Genomic DNA, 24,632 nt, shown 5'->3' with positions numbered 1-24,632 from the left:
ACAGGGAGAGGGCGCAAACCTGCGCTTTACCTAGGGCTCAAACGGCCGACGCTGGAACTGATCGTGGCCGCATTTCGGACACAGCGGCAGCACGTCCGGCGTATAGACCGCAATATGGTGGTGGCAATTCTCGCACACCAGATTTCCCAGCCCGACCACCTCACCGCTGTGGTACACACCGTGGTGGTTCAAATCCTGAAAGACTTCACGCCACTCCAGCTGCGTTTTATCCGTGATGTCGGCCAGCTCCTGCCACAGGCTCTCTTTGATCACCCGCATGAAAACGCTGTCCGTGACCTCCTCCTGGCTCTCCTGGTAGCTGCGAGCAAACTCTTCCAGATCGCGACGCACGGCACGCGTCACCTCTTCCACTTCGGTTCGCGTTAACTCACCCGTTTGCGACACACGGGCACGCGCCTGCTCCACCAGCGCGTCGATATCGCGCTCGCCGTTACGCAGCCGCTCCGTCAGTGTCGCCACCAGTTCGCGGTAAAATTGAGCAACCTTGTTCATCATTTTGCCTCCCGGGTAAGTAACTATTTCTAATAATAGACCTTATTTCACCGCCGCTTTGTCAGGTGAAGCACAGACCCGGTAAATTCCTGCAAAGCGCATTTGTGCGAAAGGCTGTTTTGACGCGGGCGTTTGGGCTATGCTATGCGGATCTGAATTACCACATCCATTGGCTACATTTGTAGCTGTATTGAAAACAGGACCACTGGCTGCCATGCAAGAGCAATACCGCCCGGAAGAGATAGAATCAAAAGTCCAGCAACACTGGGACGAGAAGCGCACCTTTGAAGTAACCGAAGACGACAGCAAAGAGAAGTATTACTGCCTGTCGATGCTTCCCTATCCTTCTGGTCGACTACACATGGGCCACGTGCGTAACTACACCATCGGCGATGTGATTGCGCGTTACCAGCGCATGCTCGGCAAAAACGTGCTCCAGCCTATCGGCTGGGATGCGTTCGGTCTTCCTGCGGAAGGCGCAGCGGTCAAAAACAACACCGCACCGGCACCGTGGACGTACGACAACATCGCGTACATGAAAAACCAGCTCAAAATGCTGGGCTTTGGCTATGACTGGAGCCGCGAGCTGGCAACCTGTACCCCAGAATACTATCGCTGGGAGCAGAAGTTCTTCACCGAGCTGTACAAAAAAGGGCTGGTGTATAAGAAGACCTCTGCCGTTAACTGGTGCCCGAACGACCAGACCGTTCTCGCGAACGAACAGGTTATTGATGGCTGCTGCTGGCGCTGTGACACCAAAGTTGAGCGTAAAGAGATCCCTCAGTGGTTTATCAAAATCACCGCTTACGCTGATGAGCTGCTGAACGATCTGGATAATCTGGACCACTGGCCAGATACCGTTAAGACCATGCAGCGCAACTGGATCGGCCGTTCCGAAGGCGTGGAAATCACCTTCAACGTTGAGAACTACGACCAGACCCTGACCGTCTACACCACCCGTCCGGACACCTTCATGGGCGCGACCTACCTGGCCGTGGCCGCAGGTCACCCGCTGGCGCAGAAAGCGGCAGAAAACAATCCGGAACTGTCTACCTTCATCGACGAATGCCGCAACACCAAAGTGGCCGAAGCCGATATGGCAACGATGGAGAAAAAAGGCGTTGATACCGGCTTTAAAGCCATTCACCCGCTGACTGGCGAAGCGATCCCTGTCTGGGCCGCCAACTTCGTACTGATGGAATACGGCACGGGCGCCGTGATGGCCGTTCCGGGTCACGATCAGCGCGACTACGAATTTGCCACCAAATATGGCCTGACCATCAAGCCTGTTATCCTGGCGGCTGACGGTTCAGAACCAGACCTGTCTGAACAAGCGCTGACCGAAAAAGGGACCTTGTTCAACTCCGGCGAGTTCAGCGGTCTGAGCTTCGAAGAGGGCTTCAATGCCATCGCCGATAAGCTGGCCTCTCTGGGCGTGGGTGAGCGTAAGGTTAACTTCCGTCTGCGCGACTGGGGCGTATCCCGTCAGCGTTACTGGGGTGCACCAATCCCAATGGTGACGCTGGAAGATGGCACCGTGATGCCAACGCCTGAAGATCAGCTCCCGGTGATCCTGCCGGAAGACGTCGTCATGGACGGCATCACCAGCCCGATCAAAGCCGATCCTGAGTGGGCAAAAACCACCGTCAACGGTCAGCCTGCGCTGCGTGAAACCGACACCTTTGACACCTTTATGGAGTCATCCTGGTACTATGCGCGCTACACCTGCCCGCAGTATCAGGAAGGCATGCTGGATTCCAAAGCGGCAAACTACTGGCTGCCGGTAGATATCTACATCGGCGGCATTGAACACGCCATCATGCACCTGCTCTACTTCCGCTTCTTCCACAAGCTGATGCGCGATGCGGGCATGGTGAACTCTGACGAACCGGCCAAACAGCTGCTGTGTCAGGGCATGGTGCTGGCAGATGCATTCTATTACGTCGGCGCCAACGGCGAGCGTAACTGGGTTTCTCCAGTTGATGCCATTGTCGAGCGCGACGAGAAAGGCCGTATCGTGAAGGCGAAAGACGCCGAAGGCCATGAACTGGTTTATACCGGCATGAGCAAGATGTCCAAGTCGAAAAACAACGGTATCGACCCACAGGTAATGGTTGAGCGCTACGGTGCGGACACCGTTCGTCTGTTCATGATGTTTGCCTCTCCGGCTGATATGACTCTGGAGTGGCAGGAATCTGGCGTTGAAGGCGCTAACCGTTTCCTGAAACGCGTCTGGAAACTGGTTTACGAACATACTGCTCTGGGTGATGCCCCGGCGCTGAACGCCGCCGCACTGACTGAAGATCAGCAGGCGCTGCGTCGTGATGTTCATAAAACGATTGCGAAAGTAACCGATGATATTGGTCGTCGTCAGACCTTCAATACCGCAATTGCGGCTATTATGGAACTGATGAACAAGCTGGCGAAAGCCCCGCAGGACGGTGAGCAGGATCGCGCCTTAATGCGTGAAGCACTGCTGGCTGTTGTTCGCATGCTGAACCCGTTCACTCCACACGTTAGCTTCACCCTGTGGCAGGAGCTGAAAGGCGAAGGAGATATCGACAACGCGCCGTGGCCGCAGGCTGACGAAGCAGCGATGGTGGAAAACACGACGCTGGTAGTGGTTCAGGTGAACGGTAAAGTCCGCGGTAAAATTACCGTGGCGGTCGATGCAACCGAAGAACAGGTTCGCGAGCGCGCGGGTCAGGAACCTCTGGTCGCAAAATATCTTGAGGGCGTTACCGTACGTAAAGTGATCTACGTACCGGGTAAACTGCTCAATCTGGTCGTTGGCTAAGCGCGGGAGGAAACGTGCGACAACTGGCAACAATACTCTTATCACTGGCGGTGCTTGTCACCGCTGGCTGCGGATGGCACCTGCGCAATACCACGGCGGTGCCTGCTGAGATGAAAACGATGATTTTCGACTCATCAGATCCGAATGGCCCACTCAGCCGGGCAATTCGTAATCAGCTGCGTCTGAACGGCGTTGAGCTTGTTGAGAAACAAACGCTGCGCCAGGATGTACCGTCTCTGCGTATTATAGGAGGAGGTCTGTCGAGAGATACCGCTTCTATCTTCCAGGATGGCCGTACAGCTGAATATCAGATGGTGCTGACGGTCAGCGCAGCGGTCCTGATCCCGGGTAAAGACATCTATCCGATCAGCACGAAAGTGTACCGTTCGTTCTTCGATAACCCGCAGACGGCGCTGGCAAAAGATGCCGAACAGCAGATTATCATCAACGAAATGTACGACAAGGCGGCGGAACAGCTAATCCGTAAACTGCCAAGTATTGCAGCGTCTACCAAACAAGGCTCTGACATTGTTGAAAAACCGGTTGCTGGCACGCTTCCTGCTGCTAACTCTCTGGGTAAATGATGATCAGGCTGTATCCTGAACAACTCCGCGCGCAGCTCAAAGAAGGGCTGCGCGCGGCGTATCTGCTTCTTGGAAACGATCCGTTATTACTTCAGGAAAGCCTGGATGCCGTGCGGCATGAGGCCGCTTCTCAGGGCTTCGATGAACACCACACCGTCCAGCTGGATAACAGCACCGACTGGAATGCCCTCTTCTCACTCTGTCAGGCGATGAGCCTTTTTGCGTCGCGCCAGACTATTCAGATCCTGCTGCCGGAGAACGGCCCTAACGCGGCCATCAATGAACAGCTGGCCACGCTGGTCAGCCTGCTTCACAGCGATCTGCTGCTGATTGTGCGCGGTAACAAACTCACCAAAGCGCAGGAAAACGCGGCGTGGTTCACCCAACTCGCAGCCCACGCGGTACAGGTCACCTGTCAGACGCCTGAACAGGCGCATCTGCCAAAATGGGTCGCAGCGAGAGCGAAGCAGAACAACCTTGAGCTGGATGATGCGGCGAACCAACTGCTCTGCTACTGCTATGAAGGCAATCTGCTTGCACTGGCACAGGCGCTGGACAGACTCTCCCTGCTCTGGCCGGATGGCAAGCTGACCTTGCCGCGCGTCGAGCAGGCCGTTAACGACGCGGCACACTTCACGCCGTTCCACTGGGTGGACGCGCTGCTGTCGGCGAAAAGCAAACGCGCCCTGCATATTCTGCAACAGCTGCGTCTCGAAGGGAGCGAACCCGTTATTCTGCTGCGTACGCTGCAGCGCGAATTACTGCTGCTGATTACGCTCAAGCGTCAGTCTGCCCATACGCCGCTGCGTTCGCTGTTTGATAAACACCGCGTGTGGCAAAATCGCCGGGCTTTGACCACCGAGGCCGTCAACCGCCTGAGTCATGAACAGCTTCGTCAGGCTGTACAGCTTCTGATGCGCGCAGAGCTCACGTTAAAACAAGATTACGGCCAGTCGGTGTGGGCGGAGCTGGAAAGCCTTTCTCTGCTGCTCTGCCACAAGGCGCTGGCAGACGTTTTTATTGATGGATAGCATGCATTCTTTACAGGCCTTATATGGCGGCACCTTCGACCCGGTACATTACGGGCATCTGAAGCCGGTTGAAATTCTGGCGAATCTGATCGGCCTTCAGCGCGTCACCATTATGCCCAACAATGTCCCGCCCCATCGTCCACAGCCCGAGGCGACCAGCGAGCAGCGAAAAGAGATGCTTGCCCTTGCCATTGCGGATAAACCCCTCTTCCGACTTGACGAGCGTGAGCTGCGTCGCGACACCCCCTCCTGGACATCTCAGACGCTTCAGGAGTGGCGCGCCGAACAAGGGCCAGACCAGCCGCTGGCGTTTATCATCGGCCAGGATTCCCTGCTGAATTTCCCCACATGGCATCAGTATGAAACTATTCTGGAGAACAGCCACCTGCTGGTCTGCCGCCGTCCGGGCTATCCGCTGACCATGCGCGAAGCGCAGTACCAGCAGTGGCTGGAAGACCATCTCACCGATAATGTTGAAGATCTTCATAATCAGCCTGCCGGGAAGATCTATCTGGCGGAAACGCCGTGGTTCGATATCTCTGCGACCCTCATTCGTGAGCGTTTACAGCAGGGTTTAGCCTGTGACGATCTGCTCCCCGCACCGGTGTTAGCCTATATCCATGCGCACGGTTTGTATCAGAAAAGCGCAGATGAATAGCCGGAAGGCATAAAAAGCGGCTTATTGTTTATCCTGCCTTGACAGGGTAAGCCATACTGTTATTCTCCGCTGCCAGACTTTCCCGCCGATAATTGCTTTACAGAAATTGTTTTACAAAAATGGCGATGCAATCTCAGGCGGAGGGTGGGATGATACCCGCCTTCTGAAGCCCGACCGGAGACATTTGTCCCGACACAGGCGTGAGTTCAGGTATACTGTCTGGCTACGAATTCAAAGTTTTACAATCTCATTCACCCCAGGGGGAAAACTTGCAGGGTAAAGCACTCCAGGATTTTGTTATTGACAAAATTGATGACCTGAAAGGTCAGGACATCATCGCTATCGACGTTAAGGGTAAATCCAGTATTACCGACTGCATGATCATCTGCACCGGTACATCGACGCGTCATGTTGTTTCGATTGCCGATCACGTGGTTCAGGAATCGCGTGCAGCAGGGCTGTTGCCGCTGGGCGTTGAAGGTGAAGCGACGGCTGACTGGGTGGTGGTCGACCTCGGCGATGTGATTGTCCACGTCATGCAGGACGAGAGCCGTCGCCTGTATGAGCTGGAAAAACTCTGGGGTTAATGCGTGAAGTTGCAGCTGGTCGCTGTCGGCACCAAAATGCCGGACTGGGTACAAACCGGTTTTACTGAATATCTGCGTCGTTTTCCAAAAGACATGCCGTTCGAGCTGGTGGAAATTCCCGCCGGTAAGCGCGGCAAGAACGCTGATATCAAACGTATTCTCGATAAAGAGGGCGAACTGATGCTGGCTGCCGCAGGCAAGAACCGCATCGTCACCCTCGATATTCCAGGTAAGCCCTGGGATACGCCGCAGCTGGCGCATGAACTGGAGCGCTGGAAGCAGGATGGCCGTGACGTCAGTCTGTTGATTGGCGGGCCAGAAGGGTTATCCCCTGCCTGCAAAGCGGCGGCTGAACAAAGTTGGTCCCTCTCCGCGCTGACGCTTCCCCACCCGCTCGTTCGGGTACTGGTGGCTGAAAGCCTGTATCGCGCGTGGAGCATTACTACCAACCACCCCTATCACCGCGAGTAATGACTGACCAGGGTAGATTAAGCAGCGGATGAAACTACAGAATTCTTTTCGCGACTATACGGCTGAGTCCGCGCTGTTTGTGCGCCGGGCGCTGGTCGCCTTTACCGGGATTTTGCTGCTTACCGGCGTGCTGATCGCCAACCTTTATAATCTGCAAATTGTCCGCTTTACCGACTACCAGACGCGTTCAAACGAAAACCGTATTAAGCTGGTGCCTATCGCACCCAGCCGCGGCATTATTTACGATCGTAACGGCACCCCGCTGGCGCTAAACCGCACCATCTATCAAATCGAGATGATGCCGGAAAAAGTCGATAATGTTCAGGATACGCTGGAAGCGCTGAAGAGCGTTGTTGATCTTAACGATGACGATATCGCCGCCTTCAAAAAAGAGCGCGCCCGCTCTCACCGTTTTACCTCCATTCCGGTTAAAACCAATCTGACGGAAGTTCAGGTGGCCCGCTTTGCGGTGAACCAGTACCGTTTCCCCGGCGTGGAAGTGAAGGGCTATAAGCGTCGCTACTATCCCTACGGCTCCGCCCTGACGCATGTAATTGGCTACGTCTCCAAAATTAACGACAAAGACGTTGACCGTCTTGATAAAGACGGCAAGCTGGCCAACTACGCCGCAACGCACGATATCGGTAAGCTGGGGATCGAACGTTACTACGAAGACGTTCTGCACGGGCAAACCGGCTATGAAGAGGTTGAGGTTAACAACCGTGGCCGCGTGATCCGCCAGCTGAAAGAAGTGCCGCCTCAGGCGGGGCATGACGTCTATCTGACGCTCGACCTCAAGCTTCAGCAGTATATTGAAACCCTGCTGGCGGGCAGTCGTGCAGCCGTTGTGGTCACCGATCCTCGTACCGGCGGCATCCTGGCGATGGTCTCCATGCCTAGCTATGACCCGAACCTCTTCGTTGACGGCATATCCAGTAAAGACTATTCCGGTCTGCTGAACGATCCGAACACGCCGCTGGTGAACCGTGCAACGCAAGGGGTTTACCCGCCGGCATCAACGGTTAAACCGTACGTCGCGGTTTCTGCGCTGAGTGCCGGCGTCATCAACCGTAATACCAGCCTGTTTGACCCAGGCTGGTGGCAGCTGCCTGGCTCAGATAAGCGCTATCGTGACTGGAAAAAATGGGGCCACGGTCATCTGAACGTCACCAAATCGCTGGAGGAGTCTGCGGATACCTTCTTCTATCAGGTGGCGTATGACATGGGGATCGACCGCCTGTCAGAATGGATGAGCAAATTCGGCTACGGACACTATACCGGCGTTGACCTTGCAGAAGAACGCTCCGGCAACATGCCGACGCGCGAATGGAAGCTGAAGCGTTTTAAAAAACCGTGGTATCAGGGCGACACCATTCCGGTGGGTATCGGTCAGGGCTACTGGACGGCAACGCCGCTTCAGATGAACAAAGCCATGATGATCCTCATCAATGACGGCGTGGTGAAAGTGCCGCATCTGCTGCAGAGTACGGTTGAAGACGGCAAAAAAGTGCCGTGGAACCAGCCGCATGAAGCCCCGGTGGGTGACATACATTCAGGCTTCTGGGAAATTGCGAAAGACGGTATGTACGGCGTGGCAAACCGCCCGAACGGTACCGCACACAAGTATTTCGCCGGGACGCCGTACAAAGTGGCGGCGAAGTCCGGTACTGCGCAGGTGTTTGGTCTTAAGGCCAATGAAACCTATAACGCGCACCGCATTGCTGAACGTCTGCGTGACCATAAGCTGATGACGGCGTTTGCTCCTTATGACAACCCGCAGGTCGCGGTGGCAATGATTCTCGAGAACGGCGGTGCCGGGCCTGCAGTAGGGACCATCATGCGCCAGATCCTTGACCACATCATGCTGGGTGATAACAACACCGAACTGCCGGCTGAAAACCCGGCCGCCGCTGCGGCGGAGGACCAATAATCATGACGGATAATCCAAATAAAAAATCGCTGTGGGACAAAATCCACATCGACCCAGCCATGCTGCTGATCCTGCTGGCTCTGCTGGTTTACAGCGCGCTGGTTATCTGGAGCGCCAGCGGCCAGGACATCGGGATGATGGAGCGCAAAATCGGCCAGATCGCCATGGGTCTAATTATCATGGTGGTGATGGCGCAGATCCCGCCGCGCGTCTACGAAGGCTGGGCGCCCTATCTCTACATCTTCTGTATTATTCTGCTGGTTGCGGTCGATGCGTTTGGCGCCATTTCAAAAGGGGCGCAGCGCTGGCTGGATCTGGGCGTTGTCCGCTTCCAGCCCTCTGAAATTGCCAAAATCGCCGTTCCACTGATGGTGGCACGCTTTATCAACCGCGACGTCTGTCCGCCGTCTCTGAAGAATACCGCTATCGCGCTGGTGCTGATTTTCCTGCCAACGCTGCTGGTTGCGGCACAGCCTGACCTGGGGACCTCAATCCTTATTGCCCTCTCCGGCCTGTTTGTCCTGTTCCTGTCGGGACTGAGCTGGCGCCTGATTGGTATCGCGGTGGTGCTGATTGCGGCTTTCATTCCTATCCTGTGGTTCTTCCTGATGCATGACTACCAGCGCCAGCGCGTTATGATGCTGCTCGATCCGGAAACCGATCCGCTGGGCGCGGGCTATCATATTATTCAGTCAAAGATTGCGATTGGCTCCGGCGGGCTGCGCGGTAAAGGCTGGCTGCACGGCACGCAGTCTCAGCTGGAATTTTTACCGGAACGCCACACCGACTTTATCTTTGCCGTACTGGCGGAAGAACTGGGACTGGTTGGCATCTTAATATTGCTGGCGCTTTATGTACTGCTGATCATGCGTGGATTGTGGATTGCAGCACGCGCGCAAACCACCTTTGGTCGCGTCATGGCTGGCGGGTTGATGCTGATTTTATTCGTTTATGTCTTCGTAAATATTGGTATGGTGAGTGGTATTCTGCCGGTGGTAGGCGTACCGCTGCCGCTGGTGAGTTACGGAGGCTCGGCACTGATCGTGTTGATGGCCGGGTTTGGTATCGTGATGTCGATCCATACCCACAGAAAAATGTTGTCAAAAAGCGTATAAAAATAAGGGGATCGGAATGCGTAAGCAGTGGCTGGGGATCTGCATTGCGGCAAGTTTACTTGCGGCCTGCACAAGTGATGATGGTCAGCAACAGGCAACCGTCGCGCCGCCGCAGCCTGCGGTGTGTAATGGCCCGATCGTTGAAATCAGCGGTGCCGATCCCGTTTATGAACCGCTGAATGCCAGTGCCAATCAGGATTACGAGCGCGACGGCAAAAGCTATAAAATTGTTCAGGACCCTTCCCGTTTCAGTCAGGCGGGCTTTGCCGCCATTTATGATGCCGAGCCAGGCAGTAACCTGACGGCATCCGGGGAAGCGTTCGACCCAATGCAGCTGACGGCAGCACATCCGACGCTGCCTATCCCGAGCTACGCCCGTATCACCAACCTGGCGAACGGCCGTATGATCGTCGTGCGCATCAACGACCGCGGCCCGTACGGGAATGACCGGGTGATTTCCCTGTCGCGCGCGTCTGCCGATCGCCTGAACACCTCGAACAACACCAAGGTCCGTATTGACCCGATTATCGTCGCGCAGGATGGTTCGCTCTCCGGGCCGGGAACCGCGTGTACGACGGTCGCAAAACAGACCTATGCCCTTCCTGACCGCCCAAATCTTGACGGCGGAATGGGAAGCGTCTCGTCTCCGGCAGAGCCTGCTCAGCCGGGGGGAGAAATCCGCCCGATCAGTAATGATACGCTGCAAAGCGAAGATTCTACCGGCGCGCCGGTAAAGAGTAGCGGTTTTCTTGGCGCCCCAACGACCTTAGCCTCGGGCGTGCTGGAAGGCAGTGAGCCTACTCCAGCCCCTGCTCCCGTTGCCGCGCCAGCAACCCAGCCGGCTCCCGTAACGGCGCCCGCGGCCACGCAAAGTGCGGCGGTGGCGGCTCCAACAGCAGCCAGCGGCAGCTATGTGGTTCAGGTCGGTGCAGTGAGCGATCAGGCCCGGGCCAAACAGTATCAGCAGCGTCTGAGCCAGCAGTTTGGCGTACCAGGACGCGTTGAGCAGAACGGTGCGGTCTGGCGCATTCAGATGGGGCCGTTTGCCAGCAAATCGCAGGCCGCCTCCCTGCAGCAGCGTTTGCAGAATGAAGCTCAGCTTCAGTCATTTATCGCTGTTGCAAAATAATTAACCGGCGGTATCCGAATTGTCAGTTTGTGTAAAACGCATTCACAAACTCATGCTTAAAGTCGGATGCCTGCCTGAATAGCATTTGCTATAGTAAGGCACTTTTTTTAATTCCATCACGGATGTCGTAGTTCTGACCATGAAGACCACTTTTTCTGCTCGTTTTGTGCAGCGCATGGCGCTGACCACGGCCCTTTGCGCGGCTGCGCTCTCTGCAGCTCACGCCGATGACCTGAATATCAAGACCATGATCCCTGGCGTTCCGCAAATCGACGCGGAATCCTACATCCTGATCGATTACAACTCTGGCAAAGTGCTGGCAGAACAGAATGCCGATGCCCGCCGTGACCCGGCCAGCCTGACCAAAATGATGACCAGCTACGTTATCGGCCAGGCGATGAAGGCGGGTAAATTCAAAGAATCGGATCTGGTCACCATCGGTAACGATGCGTGGGCAACCGGGAACCCTGTTTTCAAAGGTTCCTCTCTGATGTTCCTGAAGCCGGGTATGCAGGTTCCTGTTTCCCAGCTGATTCGCGGTATCAACCTGCAGTCGGGTAACGACGCCTGCGTGGCAATGGCCGATTTCGCCGCCGGTAGCCAGGACGCCTTCGTGGGCCTGATGAACAGCTACGTGAACGCGCTGGGTCTGAAAAATAGCCATTTCCAGACCGTACACGGCCTGGATGCAGACGGCCAGTACAGCTCCGCGCGTGACATGGCTCTGATTGGTCAGGCGCTGATCCGCGATGTCCCCAATGAATACTCTATCTATAAAGAGAAAGAGTTCACCTTCAACGGTATTCGTCAGACCAACCGTAACGGTCTGCTGTGGGATAACAGCCTGAACGTTGACGGCATCAAAACTGGCCACACCGACAAAGCGGGCTACAACCTAGTGGCCTCTGCCACTGAAGGTCAGATGCGTCTGATCTCTGCCGTGATGGGCGGCCGCACCTTCAAAGGTCGTGAAACAGAAAGCAAGAAGCTGCTGACCTGGGGCTTCCGTTTCTTCGAAACCGTGAACCCACTGAAAGCAGGCAAAGAGTTTGCGTCTGAACCCGTCTGGTTCGGCGACAACGACCGTGCTTCACTCGGTGTTGATAAAGATCTCTATCTGACCATTCCGCGTGGTCGTATGAAGGATCTGAAAGCCAGCTACGTACTGAACAGCACCGAGCTGCACGCCCCGCTGCAGAAAAACCAGGTTGTGGGCACGATCAACTTCCAGCTGGATGGCAAAACGATCGATCAGCGTCCGCTGGTGGTCCTGCAAGAAATTCCTGAAGGCAATTTCTTCGGCAAAATCATTGATTACATTAAATTGATGTTCCACCACTGGTTTGGTTAAAAATTGAACACTTGAAAGTGTGATTTTGATCCCCATATACTAAGTATCCTGATAACTCCCACCTGACGTGGGAGTTATTATTTTTTGACGTTACGCCGGAGCTGACATGAAAACCAAACTTAACGAACTGCTTGAATTCCCTACCTCATTTACCTACAAAGTAATGGGTCTGGCGAAACCTGAGCTGGTTGATCAGGTGGTTGAAGTGGTACAGCGCCATGCGCCCGGTGACTACTCTCCGTCAGTAAAACCAAGCAGCAAGGGCAACTACCACTCGGTTTCTATTACCATCACTGCGACACATATTGAGCAGGTTGAAACGCTTTACGAAGAACTCGGCAATATCGAAATTGTTCGTATGGTGCTGTAGCCCCTTTGCGGTTACCCGGTTTGCCGGGTAACCCCTCTCCCCGCTGTGATATAATCCCGCACACCTTTTGTCCCTCGTCTTCGGAGACGCAGTTTTGTATCAGGATAAAATTCTGGTCCGTCACCTCGGGCTGCAACCTTATGAGCCTGTCTCCCAGGCTATGCATGACTTCACCGATTCACGCGATGACAGCACCCCGGATGAGATCTGGCTTGTCGAACACCTGCCGGTATTTACTCAGGGTCAGGCGGGTAAAGCAGAACATTTGTTAATGACGGGAGATATCCCGGTTATTCAGAGCGATCGCGGCGGTCAGGTCACTTACCATGGACCCGGGCAGCAGGTGATGTACGTCCTGCTCAACCTGAAGCGCAGAAAGCTGGGCGTCCGCGAACTGGTTACCTTACTGGAACAAACCGTCGTCAACACGCTGGCGGAATATGGTATTGATGCGCATCCGCGAGCCGATGCGCCTGGGGTGTACGTTGGGGAAATGAAGATCTGCTCTCTGGGGCTGCGTATTCGTAAAGGCTGTTCGTTCCACGGCCTGGCATTGAACATTAATATGGATCTCGCCCCTTTCCAGCGCATAAACCCCTGCGGCTACGCCGGCATGGAAATGACGCAAGTGCGTCAGTGGGTTGAAACCGCTACGCCAGACAGTATTCGTCCCGTGCTTTTGAAGAATGCTTTAGCACTACTTAACAATCCCCCACACGAATATATCGCTGCTTAATATATCATACAACATGGCTCGCTAATTTGGCGGGCCACCGTTTATTTACCGTTTTTGCGCTTTACAATAATCCACAGATTCTATATTTTCGAAGCGCCCGAATATTACCGCTACATATTATTTAGCCTCCAGCAAGTACGGCAAACACGGCATAAGTAACGTGAGCAATTATCACACAAGTGTTTGCTTTTGATAAACAAGTGAAACAAAACCAACCCTTTACGAATCTCTACAAGCATAATAAATAAATTCAACTATCATTCATATTGTGAATGTATACGGAGTGAAAGCGTGGAGTATAATAATTTACCAGCCAAACGACTGAATGAACCTGGTGGCGAAGACAAGCCGCAAATTTTTCGGACTTTACGTAATATTGATCTCAATTTATTGACTATTTTTGAGGCAGTATATGTCCATAAGGGTATCGTTAACGCTGCGAAAATTCTTAATCTCACGCCTTCAGCAATAAGCCAGTCAATCCAAAAGCTGCGCGCTATATTTCCTGACCCGTTATTTATCCGTAAGGGCCAGGGGGTAACGCCGACGGCTTACGCCACGCATCTGCATGAGTACATCAGCCAGGGTCTGGAGTCGATTCTAGGCGCACTGGATTTAACCGGGAGCTATGATAAGCAAAGAACCATCACCATCGGCTGTTCCCCTTCTGTGGGTGTACTGGTCATGCCTGCGATCTTTCAGGCCGTGAAAGAGCATGCTCCGCAGCTCCTGCTTCGCAATGTGCCTCTCAATGAACCTGACATTCAACTTGCCCAGTTCCAGACGGACCTGATTATAGAAAGCGGCAGCTTCAGTGCCAGAGCGCTGGGTCAAAATGTGCTCTATGCAGATAATCTGGTGCTGGTTTGCCGCCAGCAGCATCCTGCTCTTAGCGAGCCGTTGACCATCGAAAACCTTCGCAACTACGACCATTCGTCTTTCATGACCGAAGGGCAGTCTAACCATGCACTTCGTCAGCGCATTGATGAAATTTTCCCTGAACGACAGATCAGCTTCAGCAGCTACAATATGTTTACCACCGCATCCCTGATCGGTAGCAGCGACATGCTGTGCGTTATGCCATCACGCCTGTACGGTCTGCTACGAAAATGCTGGCCGCTGGAAAGCATTCCGCTCAGCCAGCTTAATGCGGAATCTATCGAGATTTCACTGCATTATAACAAGCTGAGTTTGCGCGATCCGGTCCTTGAAAACGTCATCCGCATTATCCGTCAGGCCTTCTGATAGGTTTACCCAGCACAAGTCCCTGCAACGGGCAGGGCAAAAGGCACAAAACAACAACTATTTTACAAATTGGCGATCTGGCAGGCTGCTTTAACGACCGTTTCAATGATATACTGCCTGTCGTTCGTTCAAAAATAGTTGATAAATACAACATTCCCTTGAATTGAAACGCTTTCCTTCGATATTCGCAACTGGAACACGCACGCTATGAGTAAACCCATTGTGATGGAACGCGGTGTTAAATACCGCGATGCCGATAAAATGGCCCTTATCCCGGTTAAAAACGTGGCTACAGAGCGCGAGGCGCTGTTAAGAAAACCGGAATGGATGAAAATCAAACTTCCGGCCGACTCTTCGCGTATCCAGGGGATCAAAGCGGCGATGCGCAAGAATGGCCTTCACTCCGTTTGTGAAGAAGCCTCTTGTCCTAACCTTGCTGAATGTTTCAATCACGGTACCGCGACGTTTATGATTCTGGGTGCTATCTGTACCCGTCGCTGCCCGTTCTGCGATGTTGCTCATGGCCGTCCAGTCGCACCTGATGCTAACGAACCCCAGAAGCTGGCGCAGACTATCGCCGACATGGCGCTGCGTTACGTAGTTATCACCTCCGTTGACCGTGACGATCTGCGTGACGGCGGAGCGCAGCACTTCGCCGACTGTATTACGGCCATTCGCGAGAAAAGTCCAAACATCAAAATCGAGACGCTGGTGCCTGACTTCCGTGGCCGTATGGACCGCGCGCTGGATATCCTCACCGCTACGCCGCCAGATGTGTTTAACCACAATCTGGAGAACGTGCCGCGTATCTACCGTCAGGTACGCCCGGGTGCTGACTATAACTGGTCTCTGAAACTGCTGGAGCGTTTCAAAGAAGCGCATCCACATATTCCGACTAAGTCTGGTCTGATGGTGGGTCTGGGTGAAACTAACGACGAAATCATCGAGGTGATGCGCGATCTTCGCCGCCACGGTGTGACCATGTTGACCCTGGGACAGTATCTCCAGCCAAGCCGTCACCACCTGCCGGTACAGCGCTACGTGAGCCCGGACGAGTTCGATGAAATGAAAGCCGAAGCGATGGCGATGGGCTTCACCCACGCAGCATGCGGCCCATTTGTTCGCTCTTCATACCATGCCGATATGCAGGCTAAAGGCGAAGAAGTGAAATAATGCTGTAATATTCATTTACAGTAATACGAAAAAACCGGCCACATGAGCCGGTTTTTTTTCGCAACCCTTGGGCGATGCTGTCACTCTTTGTGAGAAAGCTTATCTGCCGGGACGTCATCCTCGGCGCTTTTCTTCGCCGCTGCATCATCATCGTTCATCGCTTTCTTAAAGCCTTTGATGGCAGCCCCCAGGTCACCACCCAGCGTGCGTAACTTCTTGGTACCAAACAGCAGGACGACCAGTGCGGCAACCACCAGCAGTTTGGTAATACTAATCTCACCCATAGATACCTTCTTTACTTATAACAGGCTGCATTCAGCGCCAAAACCTGATTGTATTAACGGTCATTTAGCGCGTGCACACAATAGCAATCTGTAACAAGGTGAATCAAGCATTGTTGAAAAAAACATCACAATAATTGCGGTGGCGCAAACCGACGATTAAGAAGAACGGGTAATTGCTGACGCGCAAGCGCAATTCTCTCTGGTTTTATCTCCGCCACCAGCAAGTCCGGGGCTTCAGCGGCGGCGGCTATCGTCACCCCCAGCGGATCAACCACCTTGCTTTGTCCGATGTTTTTCGTGCCACATTCTCCTGCGGCAACGACATAGCAGGTGGTATCCAGCGCGCGTGCCGCAAGCAGCGTTGCCCAGTGGTGCTCTTTTAACGGCCCTTTGACCCACGCGGCAGGCAGCACCAGCATGTCCGCACCCTGCAGCGCCAGATGCAGCGCCAGCTCGGGAAAACGCAGGTCATAGCAGGTCATCAGCCCGATCCTGAATCCGTCAATCTCCAGCAGCGGTGGGATATTGTCTCCGGGGTCAACGAGCCTCGACTCCTGGATGCTGAACGCGTCATAGAGATGAAGCTTGGCGTAATGTGCGACTATGGCCCCGTCACGAATCGCCACCAGCATATTCACTGCACGGCCCTGCGTGGAGGGAACATGGATCGTTAAGATTGTCGTCATCGTATTGCCCGCGCTCTGGGCGAGCAAATGTTGTAAAAATTCGCCGTCCAGCGGCTGCGCGGACTTCACGGATAAATCCGGGTCATTATCATCCCTGGCCAGCAGCGCCTCGGGGAGAACCAGCAGCGACGCCCCTTTCTGCCCGGCCTGCTTCATCAGGTTGACGCACGTGAGCGCATTTTTATGCCACTCAGGCGTGACCACAAACTGCCCTACCGCAACATACATATTTGTCCCCTTATCATAAACGGCGTTAAACTCGCTTCTCTTACACATCAAATAGCAGGTATTTAGCGTGTTACAACTACTTTTAGCCGTTTTTATTGGTGGGGGAACGGGTAGCGTTGCGCGGTGGTTTCTGAGTATGCGGTTTAATCCCCTGCATCAGGCGATTCCCATGGGGACGCTTGCCGCTAACCTGATTGGTGCTTTTATCATTGGCATGGGGCTGGCCTGGTTTAACCGAATGACGCATATCGACCCAATGTGGAAGGTATTGATTACCACCGGATTTTGCGGCGGTTTGACCACCTTCTCAACCTTTTCTGCGGAGACAGTTTTTCTCTTTCAGGAAGGCCGTATCGGCTGGGCGCTGATGAATATGGCGATCAATATGCTCGGCTCTTTTGCGATGACGGGGATCGCATTTTGGCTATTTTCTTCCGCAAGCGCGCATTAACAGCCGAACCGTTAATGTTGGCTTAATTTTTCTCTGTCACTCTGAATGCAGTACTGAACGAGGGTGACAGAATGAAACAGAGTCTGATGAGCGCAGGAATGGTGTTATTGAGCGTGCTGATCGTTGCCAGCTTCCTGAAAATGTATCTGCTTGGCTGATTCAACACGAAAAAAACCCGCTCGTTGAGCGGGTTTTGAAATTCTTGCTGACGCGTCTGAATTACAGAGCGATTACGTTAGCAGCAGAAGGGCCTTTGGCACCGTTAGTGATTTCGAACTCTACACGCTGACCTTCAGCCAGAGTTTTGAAACCATTAGACTGGATTGCAGAGAAGTGTACGAACACGTCTTTGCTGCCATCTTCAGGAGTAATGAAACCGAATCCTTTGGACTCATTAAACCACTTAACGTTACCTTTAATCTTAGACATCAAAATTACCTTTACATTAAAAAACGACACAAATGCTGTGTCGGTTATCAGTACATCAATTGTGAGACCTTTTGTCCAGCGGTTCTTTGATAAAAAGTGACTAAAGTCGCGTTAATTTTCACTGACAGATTTTTATCGCTTATGAATCAACGTCTGCGCGTTTTTTCACCAGCATGTAACGTTTTGTCAGTTAAAACTGAAAACGCATCCATGCGAAGTAAACGTTACCGTTGTTGTACGTACCCGGAATGTAGGTCATCTGGAACGTTGCGGGGCCATAGCCAATAGAGGCCAAAGGCAGCAGCACTGGGATCGGGATGTAGTTCCAGTTGTCACGTGCAGTGACCCCGGCGGTATAGCCCAAACCGACGTGGAAGTTTTCGTCCGCTAGCGGGCGCCAGGTTTTCTCCCAACCATAACCCCCAATAGGCTCCCATTTATTAAACGAGTCTTTGAAGGCCATCAGATAGATGCCATGCCAGTTTCCCTTTTCATCCCAGCGCGACTGACCAAAACCCGCACCCCATGGACGCTCGTTGTATTTATCGGTTTTCTCTTTGTCATAAGCAAACCGCGCATGCCACGTTATTGCCGGAACATAGAGATCATAATGTTCAGGTGCAGTCCATGTCTGGGAAACATTATCCGTAAAGGTTGAGAACCAGCCTTTATCCGCCTCTTTGCCTTCTGCCTGTGCAACAGAAGAAAACGTTAACTGCCCAAAAATAAACAACAAAATAGAGAAAAATGTATTACGTACGATCACAATGCAATTACCATTCTTAGTATTCGAAGCAAAGTTTACCATAAAGTAGTTGAATCAAGTCTTAACGACATCGGCGTTATTCCTAATTATTCGGCCTCTTTCCGGGAATATTCTTAAAGAAAGCATGCAGCACGCTCAAATAAACCCATTCGGAGTGTGGGCTTATACTTTAACCTTCTTAATCAGTGACATGCAAAACCACACAAAGCATTAACAATTTGTTATCATTATTGGGACATGTTGCGCTATTTCTGACGGTCAAGGGCCTCATGACATAAATGTATGAACCATGGCAAAAACACGGTTGTTCTGTTCTCTAGTCGTCTGTTTATTGATTTTAATCAGCAAGAACAGGCCAATTATTCGGCACATTTTCATCCTTCTTTTTTTTATTGATTTTTTGTGCTCCATTGCAGCAGAGATACAGGGGAAATCATGCTTACGCTATTTGAACTCCTTATTGGAGTCGTCGTCATTGTCGGCGTCGCACGCTACATCATTAAAGGCTACTCGGCCACGGGCGTATTATTTGTTGGCGGTTTAACACTGCTGATTATCAGCGCAATAATGGGGCATCAGGTGTTACCTGCCAGCGCGACCAGCACCGGTTACAGCGCTACAGATATTGTTGAATACATTAAAATATTGCTCATGAGCCGCGGCGGCGATCTGGGCATGATGATCATGATGCTGTGTGGTTTTGCGGCCTATATGACCCACATCGGCGCTAACGATATGGTCGTTAAGCTAGCCTCCAAACCCCTGCAATACATCAATTCGCCATATCTGCTGATGGTCGCGGCCTATTTCCTCGCCTGCCTGATGTCGCTGGCCGTTTCGTCGGCTACCGGACTTGGCGTACTGCTGATGGCCACGCTGTTCCCGGTTATGGTGAACGTGGGCATCAGCCGTGGTGCGGCAGCGGCAATTTGTGCGTCTCCGGCAGCCATTATTCTCTCCCCAACATCCGGCGACGTTGTGCTGGCGGCAAAGGCGGCGGAGATGTCACTCATCGACTTCGCCTTTAAAACCACGTTACCGATCTCAATCGTTGCCATAGTGGGCATGGGGATCGCGCATTTCTTCTGGCAACGCTATCTCGACAAGAAAGAAAACATCAGCCATGAAATGATGGATGTGAGTGAAATCACCACCACCGCTCCCGCGCTCTATGCCATTCTGCCGTTCACTCCGATCGTCGGAGTGCTGATTTTTGACGGCAAATGGGGTCCACAGCTGCACATCATCACCATTCTGGTTATCTGTATGCTGCTTGCCGCCGCGCTGGAGTTTGTGCGCGGTTTTAACACGCAAAAGGTCTTCTCGGGTCTGGAAGTAGCGTATCGCGGTATGGCGGATGCCTTCGCTGGCGTGGTGATGCTGCTGGTTGCAGCGGGCGTTTTTGCCCAGGGTCTGAGCACGATCGGCTTTATCCAGAGCCTGATCTCTATCGCCACCTCGTTCGGCTCGGCCAGTATTATCCTGATGCTGGTTCTGGTGGTGCTGACCATGCTGGCGGCGATGACCACCGGTTCCGGCAATGCCCCTTTCTACGCTTTCGTTGAGATGATCCCGAAGCTGGCTCACTCTTCCGGTATTAACCCGGCCTATCTCTCCATTCCTATGCTGCAGGCGTCTAACCTGGGCCGTACCATTTCACCGGTGTCGGGCGTGGTCGTTGCCGTTGCCGGAATGGCGAAAATCTCGCCATTCGAAGTCGTCAAGCGCACCTCAGTACCCGTTCTGGTTGGTCTGATTATCGTGATTATCGCCACGGAAGTGCTGGTTCCCGGCGCGGCCTAAGCTAAATTACTGATATCCAAAAAGCGCCTGCGGGCGCTTTTTGTGCTTTAATAACTTCCAGAAATTAATCGTGCTCATTCGATCAGGAAATCATATGTTCAGGAAGGATATCGTCGCCCCGTCTGGCGCAATGGCGCTTGCTCTCTTTATCTTCTCCGCACAGGCGGAACCGCTGAAGGCAACACAGTACGGCGATTTCGATCGCTATGTGTTGGCTCTGTCCTGGCAAACCGGGTTTTGCCAGAGCATGGTCGAACGCAACCGCAATGAACCTGACGAATGTCGCCTGCAAAAAGAGCGTGATAATAAAGCCGATTTTCTGACCGTTCACGGACTATGGCCCGGCCTGCCAAAATCCATCGCCGCACGCGGGGTAGATGAGCGTCGATGGATGCGTTTTGGCTGCGCCACGCGCCCCATTCCGAACATGCCGGAAGTGAAGGCCAGCCGCAAATGCGATGCCGCCGAAACCGGGCTGTCGCTTTCCGCTGCCGCAAAGCTCAACGACGTGATGCCGGGTGCAGGCGGTAATTCCTGCCTGGAACGCTACGAATACGCCAAACATGGCGTCTGCTTTGGTTTCGATCCGGATGCCTATTTCGGCACGATGGTGCGGATGAATCAGGAAGTTAAAAACAGCGCGGTTGGTAAATTCCTCGCCGATAATTACGGGAAAACCGTCAATCGCAGCGACTTTGACATTGCCGTTGCCAAAAGCTGGGGCAAAGAAAACATCAAAGCGATCAAGCTGACCTGCAACGGCAATCCGGCGTATCTGACCGAGATGCAGGTTTCGCTTAAGGCGGACACCATTAACAACCCGCTTTCTGCGGCGTCATTTGCCCCGCAGCCACATCCGGGTAACTGCGGAAAACAGTTCGTGATTGATAAAGCCGGCTACTGAGCCGCGCCCGGGCGCACCATATCAAACCGGTTTTCATCACTGATGCCATAATACGCCGTCGGCCCACCCGCACGCAGGATGGGCTGCGCTTTCGCCGTCTGGTAAATCCCCTCTTCCAGCAGCGTTTCGGCAATATGGATACCGACCACCTCCCCCAGCACCAGCCAGGTATCGACCGGTGTGCCGTCGGCACCGGTAAGCTGAATGCACTGCGACAGGCGGCACTCAAAGTTCACCGGGCTTTCCGCGACGCGGGGCGCGTTAACCAGCTGGCTCGTCGCCGGCGTGAGTCCGGCAAAGCTAAATTCATCCCGATCGTGAGGAAGCATGGCAGAGGTTTGGTTCATGGCTTCGGCAAGATCGCGGGTTGCGAGGTTCCAGACAAACTCTTTTGTTTCGTTAATATTACGCACGCTGTCCTTCCAGCCGTTGCTGGAAAAACCGATGATCGGCGGGCGATAGTTAAAGCAGTTAAAGAAGCTGTACGGTGCGAGGTTGAGCTGACCTGCCTTATCGCAGGAGGAGATCCAGCCAATCGGACGTGGACCAATAATGGCGTTTAGCGGGTCATGCGGCAGGCCGTGCCCCTGGGACGGTTGATAGAAGTACATAGTGCTCTCTCGTTGGTGGGCAACGCCCGGATACAGGACACTCAGCGTAACGTATTCCGCCGGGAATGAAGACTGAATAAATTTCAGCGAAAATTCATATGGGCCATGAATGTGACCTTCATCACTTCAAACTTGCGCGCTCAGCCAGTATCATCGGGAGAGTTAAACCCTCGCTGCCAGACGGCGAGGGTTTTCTTTTGGATCAGTTTCTGCGTTAGACGCAGCATTAACGACATGGAGTAAAAATGTCCAGACCTACCATTATCATCAATGAGCTCGACGCAGAACGTATCGACAGGCTGCTGGAAAAAGCGGAGTTCGCCTCGCTCCCCGTGGCCGACGCCCTTAATGAGGAGCTCGACCGGGCACAGATGTGCACGCCTGAGACGATGCCGCAAGACGTGGTCACTATGAACAGCCAGGTGAAATTCCGCAACCTGACCACCGGTGAAGAGCTGACCCGTACGCTGGTTTATCCGGCTCAGATGACCGACAGCAGCACACAGCTTTCTGTTCTGGCCCCTGTGGGTGCCGCACTGCTGGGGCTGCGTACGGGGGATACGATCCACTGGGAATTGCCGGGCGGCGCCTCTGCCCATCTGGAAGTACTGGCGTTGCTCTACCAGCCAGAAGCTGCGGGCGATTACCTGCGTTAAACACTTCTGAACAAGCGCCCACCCGCTTTGCACAGAGGATGCAGCCGCATCCTCTTTCCGTAAATTCACCCCATTTTCTTATATCGCGCAAAAGACCCTTAACCCAGGCTTAATCTGTTTTGGTGCCGCGGGGACGGTCATGAGTGAGATACTGGCTATCACACTTATTTTTCTCATTATTGTGGCGATTATCGTCGCGGCCGTGCTTTATCTTGAACGCCACAGTTAAGCGAGAACTCATGCAACCCCACCCGGGAAAGCATTTACCAGGCCCTTAACTTTCTGCTCTGCGGCCTCGGGCGTTTCCGCACCAGGGACCAGAATCACCTTCCGGCACTCTTCCTCCCGTTTTTCGAATACCTTATAGGCGCGTTCCGCATCCGCAAGGGGAAGATAATGGGTCACGATCTCTTCCGGGGTAAGCAGCCCTTTTTCGATCAGCGGTAACAGTTCACCCAGCCAGGCATGGACGTGCGTCTGGCCCATCTTAAACGTCAGCCCCTTATCGAAGGCATCGCCAAACAGGAAGCCATGAATAAACCCAGCGTACACGCCGGGTACGCTGACCACCCCACCGCGCCGTACGGCAGCAATGCACTGACGCAACGCTTTGCCGCTACTGCCTTCAATTTTAAGATTGCTGAGGATCGTTTCAGTGGTGCTACCTTTCGCTTCAAACCCGACTGCATCAATCACGGCGTCAACGCCGCGATGGCCCGCGGTCTGTTCGATGATTTTTTCCGCCGCGTCGTTATCATCATCAAAGTTGATAGGGATTGCGCCGTAACGCGCCTCTGCAAATCGCAACCGGTACGGATGATGATCGATAACAAAGATCTGCTCAGCCCCCAGCAGTCGCGCGCAGGCAATGGTCAGTAGCCCCACCGGCCCAGCACCGAAAACCGCTACGCTTGAGCCTTTTTCAATCTGCGCATTTTTTGCCGCCTGCCAGGCCGTGGGCAAAATATCGGAAAGGAATAACGCTTTATCATCGGAAAGAAGCTGCGGGACCTTAAACGGCCCGACGTTGCCTTTTGGCACGCGGACATATTCCGCCTGCCCCCCCGGCACGCCGCCGTAGAGATGGCTATAGCCAAACAGCGCGGCCGGTGCGGGAATTTGCTTTTTGTTCAGCGCGGCACCCTGCCCGGCATTGGTATTCTCACAGGCCGCGTATTGCTGCAGACGACAGAAGAAACAGTCTCCGCAGGCGATGACAAAGGGGATCACCACGCGATCGCCTTTTTGCAAATTCTTCACCTCTGCGCCGCACTCGACGATTTCCCCCATAAACTCATGGCCAAAAATGTCGCCGTGCTGCACCTTCGGGATCTTTCCGCGATAAAGATGCAAATCGGAGCCGCATATAGCCGTGGCCGTAACGCGCAGAATGATATCGTCAGGCTGTTCGATGATGGGATCGGGGACATTCTCGACGCGAACATGGTGCGGACCGTGATACGTAAGTGCTTTCATGCGACCTCCGAAAGGCTTCAGGTAAGTGTATAAGGGTAGCTACCCCTGAAGGTCTGCCCTGGAATACGGGGCTTTTGAGATTTATCCTGGTGAGATAAGAAAACTGACGGAGCGCTTACAGAAACCATTAATATTTTATGGTTGAATGAGTACAGCATTTATAAACAAGGAGAAACGGGTATGTATCAGAGAATTATTATGCCGGTTGATGTTTTTGAGATGGAGCTAAGCGACAAGGCCGTTCGCCATGCGGAGTTCCTGGCGCAGCAGGACGGTGTTATCCATCTTTTACACGTACTGCCAGGCTCCGCCAGCCTGAGCCTGCACCGCTTTGCCGCCGACGTGCGTCGCTTCGAAGAGCATCTGCAGCATGAAGCGGAAACGCGCCTGCAAACCATGGTCAGCCACTTCAGCATCGACCCTTCACGAATCAAAACGCACGTCAGATTCGGCAGCGTACGCGATGCGGTAAACGAACTGGCGAACGAACTGAAGGCAGACGTGGTGGTCATCGGTTCGCGTAACCCGTCAATAACCACGCATCTGCTGGGCTCTAACGCCTCCAGCGTCATCCGCCACACCCATATACCGGTGATGGTCGTCAGATAAAAAAAGAGGCCACCTTTCGGTGGCCTCTCGCTATTGCAG

27 protein-coding genes are annotated in these 24,632 nt (G+C 53.5%); 20 read left to right on the top strand and 7 right to left on the bottom strand.

Annotation, left to right across the window (positions count from 1 at the left end):
- Window positions 1–30 precede the first annotated feature (30 nt).
- Window positions 31–513: a zinc ribbon-containing protein gene (locus AB3N39_RS05835; RefSeq protein ID WP_111964474.1), complete on the bottom strand. Its 483-nt coding sequence runs from the start codon at window positions 511–513 to the stop codon at window positions 31–33.
- Window positions 514–727: 214 nt separating this feature from the next.
- Here AB3N39_RS05835 and leuS point away from each other — a divergent pair, with 214 nt between their 5' ends.
- From leuS to lipA, 14 genes are all read left to right on the top strand, one after another.
- Entirely contained in the window at window positions 728–3,310 is a 2,583-nt protein-coding gene (gene leuS / locus AB3N39_RS05830) for a leucine--tRNA ligase (protein WP_158285462.1), read from the top strand.
- Window positions 3,311–3,324: 14 nt separating this feature from the next.
- Window positions 3,325–3,894, top strand: a complete 570-nt coding sequence (gene lptE / locus AB3N39_RS05825; RefSeq protein ID WP_111964394.1) for an LPS assembly lipoprotein LptE — start codon at window positions 3,325–3,327, stop codon at window positions 3,892–3,894.
- A complete protein-coding gene (gene holA, locus AB3N39_RS05820) occupies window positions 3,894–4,925 on the top strand; it encodes a DNA polymerase III subunit delta (RefSeq protein ID WP_115874492.1) in 1,032 nt (343 codons plus the stop codon). Before lptE ends, holA begins: the two co-directional genes overlap by 1 nt.
- Window positions 4,918–5,583: a nicotinate-nucleotide adenylyltransferase gene (gene nadD, locus AB3N39_RS05815; RefSeq protein ID WP_045402141.1), complete on the top strand. Its 666-nt coding sequence runs from the start codon at window positions 4,918–4,920 to the stop codon at window positions 5,581–5,583. The genes holA and nadD overlap by 8 nt, the downstream gene beginning before the upstream one ends.
- Before the next feature lie 269 nt (window positions 5,584–5,852).
- Window positions 5,853–6,170: a ribosome silencing factor gene (gene rsfS, locus AB3N39_RS05810; protein WP_023334893.1), complete on the top strand. Its 318-nt coding sequence runs from the start codon at window positions 5,853–5,855 to the stop codon at window positions 6,168–6,170.
- Window positions 6,171–6,173: 3 nt separating this feature from the next.
- Window positions 6,174–6,641 (top strand): 23S rRNA (pseudouridine(1915)-N(3))-methyltransferase RlmH, encoded by a 468-nt coding sequence (gene rlmH, locus AB3N39_RS05805; RefSeq protein WP_003858701.1) that lies wholly within the window; start codon window positions 6,174–6,176, stop codon window positions 6,639–6,641.
- Window positions 6,642–6,669: 28 nt separating this feature from the next.
- Window positions 6,670–8,571, top strand: coding sequence for a peptidoglycan DD-transpeptidase MrdA (gene mrdA, locus AB3N39_RS05800; protein WP_008501038.1), 1,902 nt, complete (start codon window positions 6,670–6,672; stop codon window positions 8,569–8,571).
- A 2-nt stretch (window positions 8,572–8,573) separates the two neighbouring features.
- Window positions 8,574–9,686: a peptidoglycan glycosyltransferase MrdB gene (mrdB, locus tag AB3N39_RS05795; protein WP_023310746.1), complete on the top strand. Its 1,113-nt coding sequence runs from the start codon at window positions 8,574–8,576 to the stop codon at window positions 9,684–9,686.
- A 16-nt stretch (window positions 9,687–9,702) separates the two neighbouring features.
- Window positions 9,703–10,815 (top strand): endolytic peptidoglycan transglycosylase RlpA, encoded by a 1,113-nt coding sequence (gene rlpA, locus AB3N39_RS05790; RefSeq protein WP_111964397.1) that lies wholly within the window; start codon window positions 9,703–9,705, stop codon window positions 10,813–10,815.
- A 139-nt stretch (window positions 10,816–10,954) separates the two neighbouring features.
- Entirely contained in the window at window positions 10,955–12,166 is a 1,212-nt protein-coding gene (gene dacA, locus AB3N39_RS05785; protein WP_032638844.1) for a D-alanyl-D-alanine carboxypeptidase DacA, read from the top strand.
- Between the two features lie 106 nt (window positions 12,167–12,272).
- The gene (ybeD, locus tag AB3N39_RS05780) at window positions 12,273–12,536 is read left to right on the top strand and encodes a DUF493 family protein YbeD (RefSeq protein WP_006177135.1); all 264 of its coding nucleotides are present in this window, start codon (window positions 12,273–12,275) and stop codon (window positions 12,534–12,536) included.
- A gap of 94 nt (window positions 12,537–12,630) precedes the next feature.
- Complete coding sequence (lipB, locus tag AB3N39_RS05775; RefSeq protein WP_133293990.1) at window positions 12,631–13,272, top strand: lipoyl(octanoyl) transferase LipB; 642 nt, start codon at window positions 12,631–12,633, stop codon at window positions 13,270–13,272.
- Between the two features lie 291 nt (window positions 13,273–13,563).
- Window positions 13,564–14,517, top strand: a complete 954-nt coding sequence (locus tag AB3N39_RS05770; protein ID WP_133293989.1) for a YbeF family transcriptional regulator — start codon at window positions 13,564–13,566, stop codon at window positions 14,515–14,517.
- Between the two features lie 207 nt (window positions 14,518–14,724).
- Window positions 14,725–15,690: a lipoyl synthase gene (gene lipA / locus AB3N39_RS05765; protein ID WP_028019480.1), complete on the top strand. Its 966-nt coding sequence runs from the start codon at window positions 14,725–14,727 to the stop codon at window positions 15,688–15,690.
- Window positions 15,691–15,770: 80 nt separating this feature from the next.
- On the opposite strand, the gene tatE is transcribed toward lipA, so the two are convergent.
- Together tatE and AB3N39_RS05755 are read right to left on the bottom strand one after the other, a co-directional pair.
- A complete protein-coding gene (gene tatE, locus AB3N39_RS05760; RefSeq protein WP_023310742.1) occupies window positions 15,771–15,974 on the bottom strand; it encodes a twin-arginine translocase subunit TatE in 204 nt (67 codons plus the stop codon).
- Window positions 15,975–16,099: 125 nt separating this feature from the next.
- Window positions 16,100–16,888 (bottom strand): deaminated glutathione amidase, encoded by a 789-nt coding sequence (locus AB3N39_RS05755; protein WP_367897137.1) that lies wholly within the window; start codon window positions 16,886–16,888, stop codon window positions 16,100–16,102.
- A 67-nt stretch (window positions 16,889–16,955) separates the two neighbouring features.
- Between AB3N39_RS05755 and crcB the strand changes: the two genes are divergently transcribed.
- On the top strand, window positions 16,956–17,339 hold the full coding sequence (gene crcB / locus AB3N39_RS05750; RefSeq protein ID WP_008501029.1) for a fluoride efflux transporter CrcB: 384 nt from the start codon (window positions 16,956–16,958) through the stop codon (window positions 17,337–17,339).
- Window positions 17,340–17,558: 219 nt separating this feature from the next.
- Here crcB and cspE read toward each other — a convergent pair whose 3' ends face one another.
- Together cspE and pagP are read right to left on the bottom strand one after the other, a co-directional pair.
- Window positions 17,559–17,768 carry a transcription antiterminator/RNA stability regulator CspE gene (cspE, locus tag AB3N39_RS05745; protein ID WP_002439184.1) on the bottom strand — a complete coding sequence of 70 codons (210 nt, stop codon included), beginning with the start codon at window positions 17,766–17,768 and terminating at the stop codon, window positions 17,559–17,561.
- 190 nt (window positions 17,769–17,958) lie between these two features.
- Window positions 17,959–18,576 carry a lipid IV(A) palmitoyltransferase PagP gene (pagP, locus tag AB3N39_RS05740; RefSeq protein ID WP_249429395.1) on the bottom strand — a complete coding sequence of 206 codons (618 nt, stop codon included), beginning with the start codon at window positions 18,574–18,576 and terminating at the stop codon, window positions 17,959–17,961.
- Between the two features lie 393 nt (window positions 18,577–18,969).
- Here pagP and dcuC point away from each other — a divergent pair, with 393 nt between their 5' ends.
- A complete protein-coding gene (dcuC, locus tag AB3N39_RS05735) occupies window positions 18,970–20,337 on the top strand; it encodes an anaerobic C4-dicarboxylate transporter DcuC (RefSeq protein WP_111964403.1) in 1,368 nt (455 codons plus the stop codon).
- 94 nt (window positions 20,338–20,431) lie between these two features.
- On the top strand, window positions 20,432–21,241 hold the full coding sequence (gene rna / locus AB3N39_RS05730) for a ribonuclease I (protein WP_367897136.1): 810 nt from the start codon (window positions 20,432–20,434) through the stop codon (window positions 21,239–21,241).
- Here rna and AB3N39_RS05725 read toward each other — a convergent pair.
- Window positions 21,235–21,852 (bottom strand): flavin reductase family protein, encoded by a 618-nt coding sequence (locus AB3N39_RS05725; protein ID WP_133293986.1) that lies wholly within the window; start codon window positions 21,850–21,852, stop codon window positions 21,235–21,237. The two genes, rna and AB3N39_RS05725, sit on opposite strands and share 7 nt — an antisense overlap.
- Before the next feature lie 245 nt (window positions 21,853–22,097).
- Between AB3N39_RS05725 and rnk the strand changes: the two genes are divergently transcribed.
- Together rnk and yldA are read left to right on the top strand one after the other, a co-directional pair.
- Window positions 22,098–22,508, top strand: a complete 411-nt coding sequence (rnk, locus tag AB3N39_RS05720) for a nucleoside diphosphate kinase regulator (protein WP_133293985.1) — start codon at window positions 22,098–22,100, stop codon at window positions 22,506–22,508.
- Window positions 22,509–22,647: 139 nt separating this feature from the next.
- A complete protein-coding gene (gene yldA, locus AB3N39_RS05715; protein WP_271367125.1) occupies window positions 22,648–22,737 on the top strand; it encodes a small membrane protein YldA in 90 nt (29 codons plus the stop codon).
- 8 nt (window positions 22,738–22,745) lie between these two features.
- Here yldA and AB3N39_RS05710 read toward each other — a convergent pair whose 3' ends face one another.
- Entirely contained in the window at window positions 22,746–23,984 is a 1,239-nt protein-coding gene (locus AB3N39_RS05710; RefSeq protein ID WP_115874484.1) for a zinc-dependent alcohol dehydrogenase, read from the bottom strand.
- A 180-nt stretch (window positions 23,985–24,164) separates the two neighbouring features.
- Here AB3N39_RS05710 and uspG point away from each other — a divergent pair, with 180 nt between their 5' ends.
- Window positions 24,165–24,593 carry a universal stress protein UspG gene (gene uspG, locus AB3N39_RS05705; RefSeq protein ID WP_023310731.1) on the top strand — a complete coding sequence of 143 codons (429 nt, stop codon included), beginning with the start codon at window positions 24,165–24,167 and terminating at the stop codon, window positions 24,591–24,593.
- Window positions 24,594–24,632: the final 39 nt, after the last annotated feature.

The organism is Enterobacter vonholyi (assembly GCF_040834095.1).
Lineage (GTDB): Bacteria > Pseudomonadota > Gammaproteobacteria > Enterobacterales > Enterobacteriaceae > Enterobacter > Enterobacter vonholyi.
The sequence above is the reverse complement of the archived record's forward strand: the minus strand, read 5'-3'. Positions and strand labels throughout refer to the sequence as shown.

What these genes read in the sequence shown, in the direction of transcription:
- AB3N39_RS05835 (WP_111964474.1), bottom strand. Translation starts at nt 513, where the DNA reads ATGAACAAGGTTGCTCAATTTTACCGCGAACTGGTGGCGACACTGACG.
- leuS (WP_158285462.1), top strand. Translation starts at nt 728, where the DNA reads ATGCAAGAGCAATACCGCCCGGAAGAGATAGAATCAAAAGTCCAGCAA.
- holA (WP_115874492.1), top strand. Translation starts at nt 3,894, where the DNA reads ATGATCAGGCTGTATCCTGAACAACTCCGCGCGCAGCTCAAAGAAGGG.
- nadD (WP_045402141.1), top strand. Translation starts at nt 4,918, where the DNA reads ATGGATAGCATGCATTCTTTACAGGCCTTATATGGCGGCACCTTCGAC.
- mrdA (WP_008501038.1), top strand. Translation starts at nt 6,670, where the DNA reads ATGAAACTACAGAATTCTTTTCGCGACTATACGGCTGAGTCCGCGCTG.
- mrdB (WP_023310746.1), top strand. Translation starts at nt 8,574, where the DNA reads ATGACGGATAATCCAAATAAAAAATCGCTGTGGGACAAAATCCACATC.
- rlpA (WP_111964397.1), top strand. Translation starts at nt 9,703, where the DNA reads ATGCGTAAGCAGTGGCTGGGGATCTGCATTGCGGCAAGTTTACTTGCG.
- dacA (WP_032638844.1), top strand. Translation starts at nt 10,955, where the DNA reads ATGAAGACCACTTTTTCTGCTCGTTTTGTGCAGCGCATGGCGCTGACC.
- ybeD (WP_006177135.1), top strand. Translation starts at nt 12,273, where the DNA reads ATGAAAACCAAACTTAACGAACTGCTTGAATTCCCTACCTCATTTACC.
- lipA (WP_028019480.1), top strand. Translation starts at nt 14,725, where the DNA reads ATGAGTAAACCCATTGTGATGGAACGCGGTGTTAAATACCGCGATGCC.
- tatE (WP_023310742.1), bottom strand. Translation starts at nt 15,974, where the DNA reads ATGGGTGAGATTAGTATTACCAAACTGCTGGTGGTTGCCGCACTGGTC.
- AB3N39_RS05755 (WP_367897137.1), bottom strand. Translation starts at nt 16,888, where the DNA reads ATGTATGTTGCGGTAGGGCAGTTTGTGGTCACGCCTGAGTGGCATAAA.
- cspE (WP_002439184.1), bottom strand. Translation starts at nt 17,768, where the DNA reads ATGTCTAAGATTAAAGGTAACGTTAAGTGGTTTAATGAGTCCAAAGGA.
- pagP (WP_249429395.1), bottom strand. Translation starts at nt 18,576, where the DNA reads ATGGTAAACTTTGCTTCGAATACTAAGAATGGTAATTGCATTGTGATC.
- dcuC (WP_111964403.1), top strand. Translation starts at nt 18,970, where the DNA reads ATGCTTACGCTATTTGAACTCCTTATTGGAGTCGTCGTCATTGTCGGC.
- rna (WP_367897136.1), top strand. Translation starts at nt 20,432, where the DNA reads ATGTTCAGGAAGGATATCGTCGCCCCGTCTGGCGCAATGGCGCTTGCT.
- AB3N39_RS05725 (WP_133293986.1), bottom strand. Translation starts at nt 21,852, where the DNA reads ATGTACTTCTATCAACCGTCCCAGGGGCACGGCCTGCCGCATGACCCG.
- rnk (WP_133293985.1), top strand. Translation starts at nt 22,098, where the DNA reads ATGTCCAGACCTACCATTATCATCAATGAGCTCGACGCAGAACGTATC.
- yldA (WP_271367125.1), top strand. Translation starts at nt 22,648, where the DNA reads ATGAGTGAGATACTGGCTATCACACTTATTTTTCTCATTATTGTGGCG.
- AB3N39_RS05710 (WP_115874484.1), bottom strand. Translation starts at nt 23,984, where the DNA reads ATGAAAGCACTTACGTATCACGGTCCGCACCATGTTCGCGTCGAGAAT.
- uspG (WP_023310731.1), top strand. Translation starts at nt 24,165, where the DNA reads ATGTATCAGAGAATTATTATGCCGGTTGATGTTTTTGAGATGGAGCTA.